Raw genomic sequence first — 12,457 nt, 5'->3', positions numbered from 1 at the left:
CAGCGGGTCCTTGCCGAACTGCCCGGCGACCTGCGGGTTGAGATGGACCGAGAGGTAGTAAGCACGGCGAGCGCGGCGACCAGGACAAGGCCGTGCTCGGGCTCGGTCTCACCGCCCTCGCGGTCTCCCTGCCGCCCTGGCCGGGCGCCGCCCTTGTCCTGGTCGCCGCGCTCGCCGTGCTGCTCGGCCCGGCGGGCGTGCCACCCCGCAAGCTGTGGCGCGCCTACCGCGTACCGCTCGGCTTCTGCGTCACCGGAGCCCTGACCCTGCTCATCCAGATCGGCGGCCCGGGAGGGTTCGTCACGCTCGCCGACGGCGGCCCGGCGCGCGCGGGCGGTCTGCTCCTGCGCACCTCGGCGGCCTCGCTCGGCGTACTGCTCTTCGCCTTCACCACGCCGATGTCGGACTTGCTGCCCCGCCTGGTCAAGGCAGGCGTGCCGGCGCCGGTCGTGGACGTGGCGCTCGTCACGTACCGGATGAGCTTTCTGCTCCTGGACTCCATGACCCGGATCCGGCAGGCGCAGGCCGCACGGCTCGGGCACACCACCCGGGCCGCCACCTGGCGGTCGCTCGCCGGGCTCGGCGCCACCGCGTTCGTGCGGGCCTTCGACCGGGCGAGCCGGCTGCAGGCGGGCCTCGCCGGACGGGGCTACGACGGGACGCTGCGGGTCCTTGTGCCCGAGGCCCGGGTCTCCCGGCCCTTCGTGACCGCGAGCGCGGCACTTCTCGTGGCCCTGGTGGCCCTCACCCTCGTACTCGAAAGGCTTCTTCCATGAGCGAGCCGAGCGCTCCTCCCGCACCGCCGGGCGATTCCCTGGTGGCTCTGCGCGCGGCTTCGTACGCGTACGAGGACGGGCCCACCGTGCTCGACGGCCTGGACTTCGACATCGTCGAGGGGCGTGCACTGGCGCTCCTTGGACGCAACGGCAGTGGCAAGACCACACTGATGCGGCTGCTCAGTGGTGGACTGCGCCCGGATTCGGGCGAGTTGACCGTCGACGGAAGTCGAGTGACGTACGACCGCAAGGGGTTGACCGGGCTGCGTACGACCGTTCAGCTGGTCGTCCAGGACCCGGACGACCAGCTGTTCGCCGCCTCGGTCGAACAGGACGTGTCCTTCGGCCCGTTGAACCTGGGCCTGCCCGACACGGAGGTCCGCGCACGGGTCGCCGAGGCGCTCGACGCACTGGACATCGACGCCCTGGCCGACCGCCCCACCCATCTGCTCTCCTACGGCCAGCGCAAGCGGACCGCCATCGCCGGTGCGGTGGCGATGCGCCCGCGCGTACTGATCCTCGACGAGCCGACCGCGGGGCTCGACCCCGACGGGCAGGAACGCCTCCTCGCCACCCTGCAACGCCTGCGGGACGCGGGGACGACCGTCGTCATGGCCACCCACGACGTGGACCTGGCGCTGCGCTGGGCGGACGACGCGGCGCTGCTCACCCCCTCGGGGGTGCGCACCGGGCCCGTGGCGCAGTCGCTGGCCCGGCGCGACCTGCTGTCCCAGGCGGGCCTCCACCTGCCGTGGGGGATCGCCGTGCGCGATCTGCTGCACGCGCACGGGCTGCTTGCCGAGGCCGACGACGGGCCGCGCACCCCTGAGGAGTTGGCGATCAGGGCAGCAGCGCCACCAGTGTGACGGTGGTGCCGGTGTCGCCGACCGTGATGTCGAGGCGGTCGGCCAGGGCCTCGGCGAGCCACAGGCCGCGGCCGTTCTCGGCCTCGTCGTCCATGCAGGAGTTCGTGCCGGTGCCGGTGTCGATGCCGGTGCCGTCCAGCGGACGGGCGAGTCCCGGGCCGTTGTCGGTGATGACGCAGCGCAGGCCGTCGTCCGTGTGGTCGAGGTGGACATGGCCCTTGCCGCCGCCGTGCACGATCGCGTTGCTCGCGACTTCGTGCACGGCGAGCACGAAGTCGCCGAGCCGGGGGTCGCAGAGGCCCGCGTTCTCGGCCCTGCGGGTCACCTGATGGCGCAGCCGCGCCAAGTCGCCGATGGTGAAGGGGAGTTCCAGCGGCGGCGGTCGGTCCTGAGCGGGGTCACGGGGGTTCGTCCGGGGGCCGCGGTCGCCCCCGTTGCCGTCGCTGTCGATGCCGCGGTTGAGGATCACTGCGCGGATCACCCTTCAGCCAGGACGAGTTGAGGGACTTCGGCGGCTCGGCAGAGCCGTATCACCTTGCTCTGCGCGGGTCGGACGCGGACCGTGATCCGCTGGTCGCGGGGGAGTCCGCGCGCGAGCCGTACCAGCAGAGCGGCGCTGTGTACGTCGATGAAGCAGAGCTCGGAGAGATCGAGCGCCCCCGGTCGGCCGGGGGCGGTGAGGGCGTGGGTGAGGGCCGTGGCGAACTCCTCGCGCGTGCAGAGGTCGGCATCGCCGGCGATCCGCAACTCGCCGTGGGTGCGGGTGACTTCCAGGGCGCCGAGCCGGTGCAGGACCTTCTTGGGGTGGGCCCGGCGGATGCGGTCCAGGAGGTCGTCGTCGAACCTGCGCCGGTCGTACTCGCAGATGGCCGTGAAGCCGATCTCGGCGAAGAGCGGAGAGAGATCGGTCTCGTAGGCGACCAACAGGTCGTGGTCGACGCCCGGTTCGGCGGCCCAGCCCATGTCGCCGACCACCCGGAGCCCCGAGAAGCCCTTGTGCCGGGCCTGTTCGGTCAGCTCCACCCAGGTACGGGCCCGCTCGACCGCGTCGAAGCCGCTGTCCGGGTCGTAACCCGGCACTTCGTTGATCACGACCAACTGGCCCTCGCAGAAGGCCGATTCGAAGGAGAAGCCGCGGATGCGTAACTGCTCCGCCGCGACGGCCGGGGTGGTCGCCGGGTCGGTGAAGAGCATGACCTGCTCGCCCCGTGAGAGGCCGATGTCGGTGTAGGCGGCGCGGAGCTCCCAGCGGTCTTCGTCGTCGTCGAACCCCAGGCAGGCGTGGTCCCCGGCGTTCATACGGGTGACGGAGACCGTCCGGGTCGCGGAGCTGGCGTCCATGAGGGCAGACCCTAGGGGCGGTGACGGGGCCGTGCCCGTGCTGATCGCAGTTGTCCGAAGTCGTTCCCGTCGGGTTCGGGTCGGTCCGCATGATCAGTACGCGTGATCATTAAGGGCGCCCGGCGTGCACGGGTTCTGCCAACTTGCCCTCGGAGTAAGGACGTTCCCGCAGGACTCCCGCAGGACGTTCCCGCAGATCGAAATCGCGTTGCGGCGCACGATCGGCCGAGGCGATGATCGGCCCATGGCCCCGAATCCCCCCGACGGCCGCGCCGGAATCGACGCCGCCCTGGTGAAGCGCCTGATCGCCGCCCAGTTTCCGCAGTGGAGCGAACTGCCCGTGCGGCCGGTCGAGGTCGACGGCTGGGACAACCGCACCTACCGCCTCGGCGACGCCATGACGGCCCGGCTGCCCACCGCCGCCGGCTACGCCCCCGCGGTCGCCAAGGAGAACCACTGGCTGCCGCGCCTCGCGCCGGGCCTGCCGGTGGCCGTTCCGCCGATCCTGGCCCAGGGCGAACCGGGCGAGGGTTACGCCTTCCCGTGGTCCGTCCGCGGCTGGCTGGACGGCGAGACAGCCGCGCACGACCGCATCGACGACATGGCGCGCTTCGCCGTCTCGGTGGCCGAGTTCATCGTCGCCCTGCAGAGCTGCGACGCCACCGGCGGTCCGGCCGCCGGTGCGCACAGCTGGTGGCGGGGCGCGTCACCGGCGCACTACGACGACGAGACGCGCCGCTGCCTGGCCGCCCTCGAACGCCGGGCCGAGCGCGGAGCCGGCACCGGCGGCGTGGAAACCGGCGGCGTGGACACCGGCGGCGTGGACACCGGCGGCGTGGACATCGGCCGGGCCACCGCCGTCTGGGACGCGGCCCTCGCCGCGGAGTGGCGCGGGGCGCCCGTGTGGTTCCACGGCGACATCGCGTCGGGCAACCTCCTGGTCGCCGACGGCCGGCTGACCGCCGTCATCGACTTCGGCACATCGGGGGTCGGCGACCCGGCCTGCGACCTGGTCATCGCGTGGGGGATGTTCTCGGGCGAAAGCCGGGAGGCCTTCCGGCAGGCGGTCGGCCAGGACGACGACACCTGGGCGCGGGCGCGCGGCTGGTCGCTGTGGAAGACCCTGCTGACGCTGACCGAGTGCATCGACACCGATCCCGTACAGGCCGCCGTGTGCAGGCGCGTGATCGAAGCGGTCCTCGCCGATCACGACCGCTTCGGGGTCGCCCGCGGGTCGCGCCTGTCCTAGGCCGCGGCTGTGGCTGTGGCTGTGGATGTGGCTGCGGCTTTGGCTGTGGCTGTCACAGCGTCACGACCGTGGCCTCCGTCGCCTTGACGCTGGTCCACACCGACGTGCCGTCCGTCAGGCCCAGCTCGGCGGCCGCCTGCGGGGTGATCTCCGCGACGAGGTCGGGCGCCTGGGGCGAGGTGATCAGGAGGCGCAGCCTGCTGCCGCTCGTGGTGATCTCGCGGACGGTGCCGGGCCAGACGTTGCGCGGACTGCCGGTCGGCCTGTCCCGGTGCACCGAGACCGCCTCCGGCGCGATGATCGCCAGTGCGTCGGCGCCCTCGGGGAGCGGATCGGCGACCACGAGGGTGCCGCCGCCGGGCAGTGCGAGGCCGTCGGGGGAGGCCGTGCCGGGCCAGGCGTTGCGGCCCAGCATGCGGGCCACCCAGGTGGAGCGTGGATGCCTGGTGACCTCCGCGGGCGGTGCGTCCTGGACGGCACGGCCCTCGTCGAGGACAAGGACCCGGTCGGCGAGGGACACCGCCTCGACGGGGTCGTGCGTGACGATCAGGCAGACGCCGCCAAAGGTCTCCAGATGCGTACGCAGCGTGTGCCGCACCTGCGCCCGGGTCGTCTGGTCGAGCGCGGCGAGCGGCTCGTCGAGCAGCAGCAGCCGGGGTCGCGCGGCCAACGCCCTTGCCAGCGCGATGCGTTGGGCCTGCCCGCCGGAGACCTGCGCCGGTTTGCGGTGCGCGAGGTGGCCGACGCCGAGCCGGTCGAGCCACTCCTGCGCGGTGCGCCGGGCCTCGGCGCGCGGGACGCCGTGGGCGCGCAGACCGTACGCCGTGTTGGCGAGGGCGTTCAGATGCGGGAACAGGGCGCCGTCCTGCGGGACCCAGGCGACGTGGCGGCGGTGCGGCGGCAGGTCGGTGACGTCGGTGCCGCCGAGGCGGAGTTCGGCGTGGGCGCGCGGTGTGAGGCCGAGGAGTGCGCGCAGCAGGGTGGTCTTGCCTGCGCCGTTGGGGCCCACCACGGCGATGGTGGTGCCGGGTTCGGCGTCCAGCGTCAGCCGGTTGAAGCCGGTGACATCGGCCCGCAGGGACCAGAGCTCAGGGGTGGCCCCGGCCTCGGAAGGCACCTCGTCCGCCGGGTACCCGGGCGCGCCCGCAGCCGTGTCGTCCGGCACCGGCTTCGGCTGCCGTGCGCGGTCACCCGGCAGCCCCGTCCACCGGCCGCGCAGCGCGATCAGTACGGCCATGGCGATGGCGAGCAGAAGGAGCGACACGGACGTCGCGGCCTCGGGGGAGTCCTGGAGCAGCAGATACACCTGGAGGGGCAGCGTCTGCGTGGTGCCCGGCAGGTTCCCGGCGAAGGTGATGGTGGCGCCGAACTCGCCCAGGGCCCGCGCCCAGGTCAGCGCCGCCCCGGCGATGAGCCCGGGGGCGACCATCGGCAGCGTGACGGTGCGGAACACCCGTACCGGAGAGGCCCCCAGGGACGCCGCGGTCTCCTCGTAACGCGGGCGAAGTCCGCCGAGCGCACCCTCCAGGCTGATGACGAGGAACGGCATGGAGACGAACGTCGCCGCGATCACCGCGCCGGAGGTGTGGAACGGCAGCGTGATCCCGAACGCGTCCTCGAGCCACGGTCCGAGCAGCCCGCGCCGCCCGAAGGCGAGCAGCAGCGCGACGCCGCCGACGGTGGGCGGAAGCACCATGGGGAGCAGGACCAGGGAACGGACGATCGCCTTGCCGGGGAAGTCGACCCGGGCGAGCAGCCAGGCCAGCGGCACACCGAGCAGCAGCGAGAGCCCGAGCGCCCAGAACGAGACGACGAGGGAGAGTTGCAGCGCCTGGGTCGTCCCGTCACTGCTCAGATGCGCCCCGAGGTCTCCCCACTCCGTACGGGTGAGGATCCCGAGCAGCGGCAGCATCAGGAACGCGACGGCGAGCAGTGCGGGGACGGCCAGGGCGACGGGGGTGCGAGGGCCAGGGGCGCGGGCGCGGAGGCGTTTCATCGGTGGTCCCTGGTGCTCCCTCGGTGCAGTGGTGCAGTGGTGCAGTGGTGCGACGGGCGGCTACGGCTTCTCGAAGCCCGCGTCCTGAAGGATCTTCTGCGCCTCGGGCGTCGAGAGCCACTTCACGAAGGCCGCGGCGGCCTCGCCGTGCTGCGACGTCTTCAGTGTGGCGGCGGGGTACTCGGCGATCGCGTTCTGCGCGTCGGGGATCTTCACCGCGTCGGTCTTCTTGGTGGAGGTGGCGGCGTCGGTCTTGTAGACGAGACCGGCGTCGGCCTCGCCGAGCTCAACCTTGCTCAGGACCGCGCGGACGTTGGGCTCCTCGGAGACCGGCTTCACGTCGACGTCCTGGGCGTCCAGGATCTGCTTGCTGTAGCGGCCGACCGGGACCTCGGACGCGGCGAGGACGACCTTCAGGCCGGAGTCCGAGAGGTCCTTCAGGGCGGCGACCTTCTTCGGGTTGCCCTCGCCGACCGCGATGACCAGGCGGTTCTTGGCGATGACGGTCGGCTTGCCGGTGTCCGACGTCAGGCCGTCCATGGTCTTGGTGTCGGCGGTGACCAGGGCGTCGGCCGGGGCGCCCTGGTTGACCTGCGCGGCGAGCTCCTGCGATCCGGCGAAGGAGAAGTTCACCTTCGTGCCCGGGTTCTTCTTCTCGTACGCGGCGCCCGCGGTCTCGAACACATCGGTGAGCGAGGAGGCAGCGAGGACGGTCAACTCGGCCTTCGGGGCGGCGTCCTTCGCGGCGCCCGCGTTCTCACTGCCGTCCGTCTTGTCGTCGCTGCCGCAGGCGGAGAGCGGGACGAGCAGGGCGGCCGTCAGCACTGCGGCGGCCGTGCGCCGCACGGCGGGGGTGAGGGCGATGGACATGGCGGGGTGCTCCTTGGGGACGCGGTCGGCGGTGCCGTCCGGGCGGATGGTGGTGGGCCGCGTCGGGAGTCGAGCTCGGGGAGGGGCGACGCCGCAAGGTGGGTCCCGGGGCCGTGGCCCCGGGGAGCGGAGATCAGGTGCGGTCGATGTGCACGCTGGTGGACTTCACGCGGGCGGTGGCCTGCATGCCGACCTCCAGGCCGAGCTCTTCGACGGCCTCCCTGGTCAGGAGGGAGACGAGCCGGTGCGGGCCCGCCTGGATCTCGACCTGGGCCGCGACGTCGCCGAGCTTGACGGCGGTGACGATGCCGGGGAAAGCGTTGCGGGCCGAGGTGTACGAGACGTCGTCCTCGTCACCGCCCGCCTGCCCCTGACCGACCTCCACGGAGAAGGCGGCGAGATCGCGCCCGTCGATGAGCCGACGGCCGCCCTCCTCCCGGTGGGTCGCGACCCGTCCGGCGTCCGCCCAGCGACGTGCGGTGTCGGGGCTGACGCCGAGCAGACGGGCCGCCTGCCCGATGGTGTAGGACTGCATACGCGACACGATAGGCAACCTCACCTGGCATTTACAACACATCTGGGCGAATCTCCATGGCAGATGCCACTCTCCTTGGAGGAAGGCCCGAGAGGCCGCCTCGCCTGGTCGGCGCCCTCTCAGTCGGCCTTGGGCACCGGCTTCTTCACCTCGGGGACCCGCTCCAGCATGATCCCGAAATGCGTCGCGTACGCGGCGAGCACATCGGCGTCCGTGGCCAGCTCTGCGATCTCGCGCTCACCGGCCACCGTGGTGGTGAGGGTGCGGCCGCTGAGGGTGATCCGCCCCGTCTCGGTGAGCAGCGAGCAGACCAGCGACCGGGTGAAGTGGGACAGCGGCGAGGTGCGGTGCCACCAGGCGCCGATCGTGAAGTCGGCCAGGGCGCGCGGGCGGCGTTCGAGGACGTACTGCGGCTTGCCGTCGCGCAGGACGTCCAGATCGCCCTCGGCGGTCTTCCCGCTCTCCTCGCTCCCCTCGCTCTCCTCGCTCCCCTCGGTCTCCTCGACGCGGAAGGTGCCGCCGGGATCCGACTGGTCGCCGCGCTCGCCGAAAGCCAGCGGGAAGTGGCTGTGGGTGCCGAAGCCGACGTCGGCGAGCCAGTCGCCCCCGTCGCTGGTGCGTACGCGCAGGGCCATGTGGTCGTAGGGGATCCCGGGGCGCCCCGACGGCTCGTACACCCGGGCCTGCAACCGCGTCACCTCGAAGCCGAGGGCGGTGAGCAGCGCCGCGAAGGCGCCGTTGAGTTCGTAGCAGAACCCGCCCCGGTGCCGGTCCACGATCTTCGCGACGAGGGCATCGTCGGTGAGTTCGATGTCCTCGCCGAGATGGATGGAGAGGTTCTCGAAGGGGACGGCCCGCAGATGCGCGAGGTGCAGATCGTGCAGGGCCCGCGTGGTCGGCGCGGCCGGGCGCTCGGCGTCGATGCGACGCAGGTAGGCGTCCGTCTGAAGAAAATCCATGGGCCTCAGTCTGCCGGTTCGCATGATGCCCGTGTCCGTCGAGTGCCTTGCCCAGCAGCCGACTTGCCGACTTACGAACTCGACGACTTGCCGACTCGACGAGGCGTCCCCACTGCCCTCCGCCCGTTGAGATAAGGTTAGGCTTAGCTAAGTTGATGTTGTGATGATGGTGTGGTGCGGCGGGCCAGGAAGGCGGGGAACGATGCGGGTCCTCTTCGTGTGCGGATGAGCACGGATGCCGGGGCGAGCGCGGACACGGGCGTGCTCACGGCGGATGTGACGCCCCGCCGGATCGTGGGGCCGACGCCCTGTATCGAGCGAATCGCCGCGCGGCTTGCGGGGCTCGCGGACTCCTCCGGGGGTCTCGATGGGGCCGAGGGCTTTGACGGCTCGGGCGGCTCGGGCGGCTTCGGCGGATCCGGCGGCTTCAGCGCTGAACGCGCCGCCCTGCTCGATGAGTTCTGGGCGGAGGCCGGGCGCCGCGGCACGCCCCTGGTCGAGGCCGTCGACGGCGACCCGGAGCACCGCGCGGTGACGTTCCTGTGGCGCGGCCACCGCGTCACCCGGCAGGTACTGCTGCTCGCCAACCGCATCGGGGACCCGGCCGACCTCGCCGCCTCCCGCCTCAGCCTGCTGCCGGGCACAGACATCTGGTACGTCGGCTACCGGCTGCGCGCCGATCACCGTGGCTCGTACCGCATGGCCGCCGACATCTCGCCCGGTCGGCCGCCCGCCTCCGCCGCGCTCCTCCAGGAGCGGCTGCGCTCCCTGTCCGCGTACGCCGCTCCCGATCCGCTCAACTCCAGCCGGATGCCCGGGCGTTGGCTCGCCCGCGACAGCTCCGTCTTCGCGCTCCCGCAGGCCCCCGCGCAGCCGTGGGCCGAGCCGCGCGCCAAGGCGGCCCGGGGGAGGGTCGAGCGGCACCGGCTGCCCGCGGGTGTGCTCGGTGCCGAGCGCGACGTATGGGTGTATCTGTCGCCGGGCGCCGACACGGCCGATCTGCCGGGCGATCTGCCGGCCGATCTGCCGGTACTCGTGCTGTGCGACGGCGACATGTGGTTCGGGCGGCTCGGCTTCCAGGACACGCTGGACGCCCTCGTCGTCGACGGCGCCCTGCCGCCGCTCGCCGTCCTCGCTCCGGACGCCGTCGACAACGCCACGCGGCAGCGGGAACTCGGCGCCCGCGACGGCTACGTGGGCTTCCTCGCCGACGAGCTGCTGCCCTGGGCCGCGGGTCGCTGGCCGCTGACCACCGACCCCGCGCGCACCGTCGTCGCGGGCCAGAGCCTGGGTGGACTGACTTCTCTGTACGCGGGGTTCCTGCGCCCGGAGCGGTTCGGCAACGTCCTGGCCCAGTCCCCGTCGCTGTGGTGGCGCCCCGGACTTCCGCCGGGCGTTCCCGAGGTGCCGCCGGCGCAGAATCCGTGGCTCATCTCACGCTTCGACGCCGCCGAACGGCGCGCCATCACCGTGCACATCGACGTCGGACTGCACGAGGACACCCTGGTCGACCACACCCGTGGGCTGTACGAGGCACTGCGTTCCCGTGGCTACCCGGTGACCTGGAACGCGTACAACGGCGGTCATGATCACGCCTGTTGGCGCGGCTGCCTCGCCGACGGCCTGGCGTCCTTGCTGGCCCGCTGAACTGCCGTCCGCCGAGCCGCCGCCCAGGCCGCGCGCACCGTTCTCGACGCCGCCACTGGAGCCCTGCCAGACTTGAGCCGCCCGTGTCGCTGTTGGGCTGAACGGGTGAGGTCGCGTAAGAATTGGCCGGTGCAGATACCGAAGGCGAGTCAGGACGGGGTGGGGCGTTGAACAGCCACGACGTCACCGACGAACAGTGGGAAGGGCTCGCCCAGGTCGTACCGCTGCGCAGCCGCAACGAATGGCCTTCCTGGCCCGGTCACCGCGCGCTGCCCGACGCGGAGACCGAGGCGCGAAGGCGCTTCGTCGTCATGCGGGTCAATGTCTTCGCGGACGCCCGCGAGGTCGCCGAGACGGTGATGGCCCAGATCCCGGTCCTGCTCGACCTCACCGGTGCCGAGACGGAAGTCGCCAAGCGCGTCCTGGACTTCAGCAGCGGCGTGGTCCTCGGCCTCGGCTGCGGGATGCACCGGGTCGACAAGAACGTCTTCCTGCTCGCACCGCCCGGCACCGAGGTGCAGGGGCTCGTCGCGGCGGCCCAGTCGTAGGCGTCTCCAGGCATAGTCGTACGGCGTGTTTGCGAGGCATAGGCCGGGCGCATAGCCGCTCCGGTCCGCGGGGGAGGCCGCTCCGGCGGTAATCCCTCATTAGTAGGAAGGTCACCAGGGCGGAACGGTTCGGCGGGCCCACCGCCGCCTACCGTCCGGACATGACTGTGCACCACCCGGGGGCGGCCGCCGGGCCACCGTCGGGCCCGGACCGGAGCTGCGTCACCGAACTCCGGCTCTCCGCCTTCGCCGCGCACCGCGGCGCCGTGCTGCCGCTCGGCCCGCTGACGTTCGTGGCCGGGCCGAGCGGCAGCGGGAAGTCGACGGCGCTCGCTGCGTACGAGGCCCTCGCCCGGCTCGCCGCGGGGGACGAACTCACCGAAGTCTTCGCCGATCCGGTGGCCTGTGTGCCCGACCGGGCCCGGGCCGACGGCCAGCGGCGGCGGGGCTTCCGCATCGGCTGCACGGTGGAGGGGCCCGTCGGAGCGGTGCGGCTGGACCTCGCCGTACAGGCCGAACCCGAACTGCGCGTCGTCGGCGAGCGGCTGACCCGTGGCGGGCTCACCCTGTTCGAGACGGCGCTGCGCGACCCGGGGCGGCGCGCGGTGCAGGCGGCCTGGCACACGGCGGGCCTCTCGCCGGTCACCCGCGGCCCGCTGCCGGACGACCGGCTCGGCACCGCGCTGCTTCCGCTGCGGGTGGCGGGCAAGACGGACGGGCAGCGCCTGGTGCTCGCGGCGGCCGAGCAGGTGGTGGTCGCGCTGCGTTCGGTCTTCCCGTGCGCGCCCGCGCCGCGCCTCATGCGGTTGCCGGTGCCGCCCGGACTCGTCGGCGCGGGGCGCCTGTTGAGCAGTTGCGACAACCTCGCCGAAGTGCTCCTGCGTACGCGTGAGGAGTGCGGCAACCGGCACGCTCGGCTGGTGGAGGTGGTGCGCGCCGGGTGCGCGGGGCCGGTTGCCGATGTCCTCTCGGAGGTGGCGGATGACGGGTCGGTGCGCGCGCTCATCGACCGGGGCGGCGGATTCCGCTCTCCCGTCGGACGGCTCGGTGACGGCGAGTTGAGGTATCTGGCCCTCGCCCTTGTGCTGCTCACCGGCCCCGGAGTGCTGGAGGTCGACCCGGTGGCCGAGGTGCCGTCGGCGTACCAGACCCTCACCGTGCTCGCCGACGGCTTCGACCACTGTCTCGACCAGCGGCAGCGCCGCGCGCTCGCCGAACTCGCGGCGCGCACCTGCGAGCGCGGGCACATCCGCCTGGTGGCGGCGGTGAGCGACGCGTCGTGGGCCGCCGAGGAGGGCGGCGCCTCGGTGGTAGACCTGGAGCCGTGACAGAACTTGATGTAGCGGGACTCCAGCGCAGGCTCGCCCAGTTCGCGGCGGCGCGGCACTGGCAGCCCTTCCATACGCCCAAGAACCTGGCCGCCGCGCTCAGCGTCGAGGCGTCCGAACTGGTCGAGATCTTCCAGTGGTTGACGCCCGACGAGTCGGCGCGGGTGATGGACGACCCGGATTCGGCACACCGGGTGACGGACGAGGTCGCCGACGTGCTCGCCTATCTGCTGCAGTTCTGCGAGGTGTTGGGCATCGACGCGCTGGCGGCCCTTGACGCGAAGATCGACCGGAACGAGCGGCGCTTTCCCGTGAAGGGCACCTAGCCGCTGGATCCGTCAC

Annotated in this window: 12 protein-coding genes and 1 pseudogene; 7 read left to right on the top strand and 6 right to left on the bottom strand. The window is 72.5% G+C overall.

The features are described 5' to 3' along the window. Positions 1-83 precede the first annotated feature (83 nt). A pseudogene (cbiQ, locus tag AB0O76_RS13050) lies at positions 84-776 on the top strand (cobalt ECF transporter T component CbiQ); the annotation flags it as partial. After that, complete coding sequence (locus AB0O76_RS13045) at positions 773-1,642, top strand: ATP-binding cassette domain-containing protein (RefSeq protein ID WP_365488916.1); 870 nt, start codon at positions 773-775, stop codon at positions 1,640-1,642. The pseudogene cbiQ and the gene AB0O76_RS13045, both read left to right, overlap by 4 nt. On the opposite strand, the gene AB0O76_RS13040 is transcribed toward AB0O76_RS13045, so the two are convergent. Together AB0O76_RS13040 and AB0O76_RS13035 are read right to left on the bottom strand one after the other, a co-directional pair. Beyond that, positions 1,617-2,111 carry an ATP-binding protein gene (locus AB0O76_RS13040; RefSeq protein ID WP_365488913.1) on the bottom strand — a complete coding sequence of 165 codons (495 nt, stop codon included), beginning with the start codon at positions 2,109-2,111 and terminating at the stop codon, positions 1,617-1,619. The genes AB0O76_RS13045 and AB0O76_RS13040 overlap by 26 nt on opposite strands. An 8-nt stretch (positions 2,112-2,119) precedes the next feature. Continuing rightward, positions 2,120-2,983 (bottom strand): MEDS domain-containing protein, encoded by an 864-nt coding sequence (locus tag AB0O76_RS13035; protein ID WP_365488910.1) that lies wholly within the window; start codon positions 2,981-2,983, stop codon positions 2,120-2,122. 244 nt (positions 2,984-3,227) lie between these two features. On the opposite strand from AB0O76_RS13035, the gene AB0O76_RS13030 reads away from it, so the two are divergent. Further along, entirely contained in the window at positions 3,228-4,232 is a 1,005-nt protein-coding gene (locus AB0O76_RS13030; RefSeq protein WP_365488907.1) for an aminoglycoside phosphotransferase family protein, read from the top strand. A 52-nt stretch (positions 4,233-4,284) separates the two neighbouring features. Here the strand turns inward: AB0O76_RS13030 and AB0O76_RS13025 are convergent, their stop codons facing one another. From AB0O76_RS13025 to AB0O76_RS13010, 4 genes are all read right to left on the bottom strand, one after another. Beyond that, the gene (locus tag AB0O76_RS13025; RefSeq protein ID WP_365488904.1) at positions 4,285-6,228 is read right to left on the bottom strand and encodes an ABC transporter permease; all 1,944 of its coding nucleotides are present in this window, start codon (positions 6,226-6,228) and stop codon (positions 4,285-4,287) included. A 60-nt stretch (positions 6,229-6,288) separates the two neighbouring features. Further along, positions 6,289-7,098: a molybdate ABC transporter substrate-binding protein gene (modA, locus tag AB0O76_RS13020; protein WP_365488901.1), complete on the bottom strand. Its 810-nt coding sequence runs from the start codon at positions 7,096-7,098 to the stop codon at positions 6,289-6,291. Between the two features lie 133 nt (positions 7,099-7,231). Beyond that, complete coding sequence (locus AB0O76_RS13015) at positions 7,232-7,633, bottom strand: helix-turn-helix transcriptional regulator (protein ID WP_365488898.1); 402 nt, start codon at positions 7,631-7,633, stop codon at positions 7,232-7,234. Between the two features lie 119 nt (positions 7,634-7,752). Continuing rightward, on the bottom strand, positions 7,753-8,592 hold the full coding sequence (locus tag AB0O76_RS13010; protein WP_365488895.1) for an arylamine N-acetyltransferase: 840 nt from the start codon (positions 8,590-8,592) through the stop codon (positions 7,753-7,755). A gap of 225 nt (positions 8,593-8,817) precedes the next feature. Between AB0O76_RS13010 and fes the strand changes: the two genes are divergently transcribed. From fes to AB0O76_RS12990, 4 genes are all read left to right on the top strand, one after another. After that, positions 8,818-10,239, top strand: coding sequence for an enterochelin esterase (gene fes / locus AB0O76_RS13005; protein WP_365488893.1), 1,422 nt, complete (start codon positions 8,818-8,820; stop codon positions 10,237-10,239). Between the two features lie 167 nt (positions 10,240-10,406). Then, on the top strand, positions 10,407-10,787 hold the full coding sequence (locus AB0O76_RS13000; RefSeq protein WP_135331289.1) for a cell division protein SepF: 381 nt from the start codon (positions 10,407-10,409) through the stop codon (positions 10,785-10,787). Between the two features lie 161 nt (positions 10,788-10,948). Then, positions 10,949-12,115: an ATP-binding protein gene (locus tag AB0O76_RS12995; RefSeq protein WP_365488889.1), complete on the top strand. Its 1,167-nt coding sequence runs from the start codon at positions 10,949-10,951 to the stop codon at positions 12,113-12,115. Then, a complete protein-coding gene (locus AB0O76_RS12990) occupies positions 12,112-12,441 on the top strand; it encodes a nucleotide pyrophosphohydrolase (protein ID WP_365488886.1) in 330 nt (109 codons plus the stop codon). Before AB0O76_RS12995 ends, AB0O76_RS12990 begins: the two co-directional genes overlap by 4 nt. Positions 12,442-12,457: the final 16 nt, after the last annotated feature.

Origin of the sequence: Streptomyces sp. NPDC086554 (genome assembly GCF_040686095.1) — a bacterium.
Taxonomy (GTDB): domain Bacteria; phylum Actinomycetota; class Actinomycetes; order Streptomycetales; family Streptomycetaceae; genus Streptomyces.
The sequence above is the reverse complement of the archived record's forward strand: the minus strand, read 5'-3'. Positions and strand labels throughout refer to the sequence as shown.

Bases quoted from the DNA above. Each gene is read 5' to 3' on its own strand.
- AB0O76_RS13035 (WP_365488910.1), bottom strand. From the start codon at position 2,983: ATGGACGCCAGCTCCGCGACCCGGACGGTCTCCGTCACCCGTATGAAC.
- AB0O76_RS13045 (WP_365488916.1), top strand. From the start codon at position 773: ATGAGCGAGCCGAGCGCTCCTCCCGCACCGCCGGGCGATTCCCTGGTG.
- AB0O76_RS13025 (WP_365488904.1), bottom strand. From the start codon at position 6,228: ATGAAACGCCTCCGCGCCCGCGCCCCTGGCCCTCGCACCCCCGTCGCC.
- AB0O76_RS13010 (WP_365488895.1), bottom strand. From the start codon at position 8,592: ATGGATTTTCTTCAGACGGACGCCTACCTGCGTCGCATCGACGCCGAG.
- AB0O76_RS13015 (WP_365488898.1), bottom strand. From the start codon at position 7,633: ATGCAGTCCTACACCATCGGGCAGGCGGCCCGTCTGCTCGGCGTCAGC.
- AB0O76_RS12995 (WP_365488889.1), top strand. From the start codon at position 10,949: ATGACTGTGCACCACCCGGGGGCGGCCGCCGGGCCACCGTCGGGCCCG.
- fes (WP_365488893.1), top strand. From the start codon at position 8,818: ATGAGCACGGATGCCGGGGCGAGCGCGGACACGGGCGTGCTCACGGCG.
- modA (WP_365488901.1), bottom strand. From the start codon at position 7,098: ATGTCCATCGCCCTCACCCCCGCCGTGCGGCGCACGGCCGCCGCAGTG.
- AB0O76_RS13030 (WP_365488907.1), top strand. From the start codon at position 3,228: ATGGCCCCGAATCCCCCCGACGGCCGCGCCGGAATCGACGCCGCCCTG.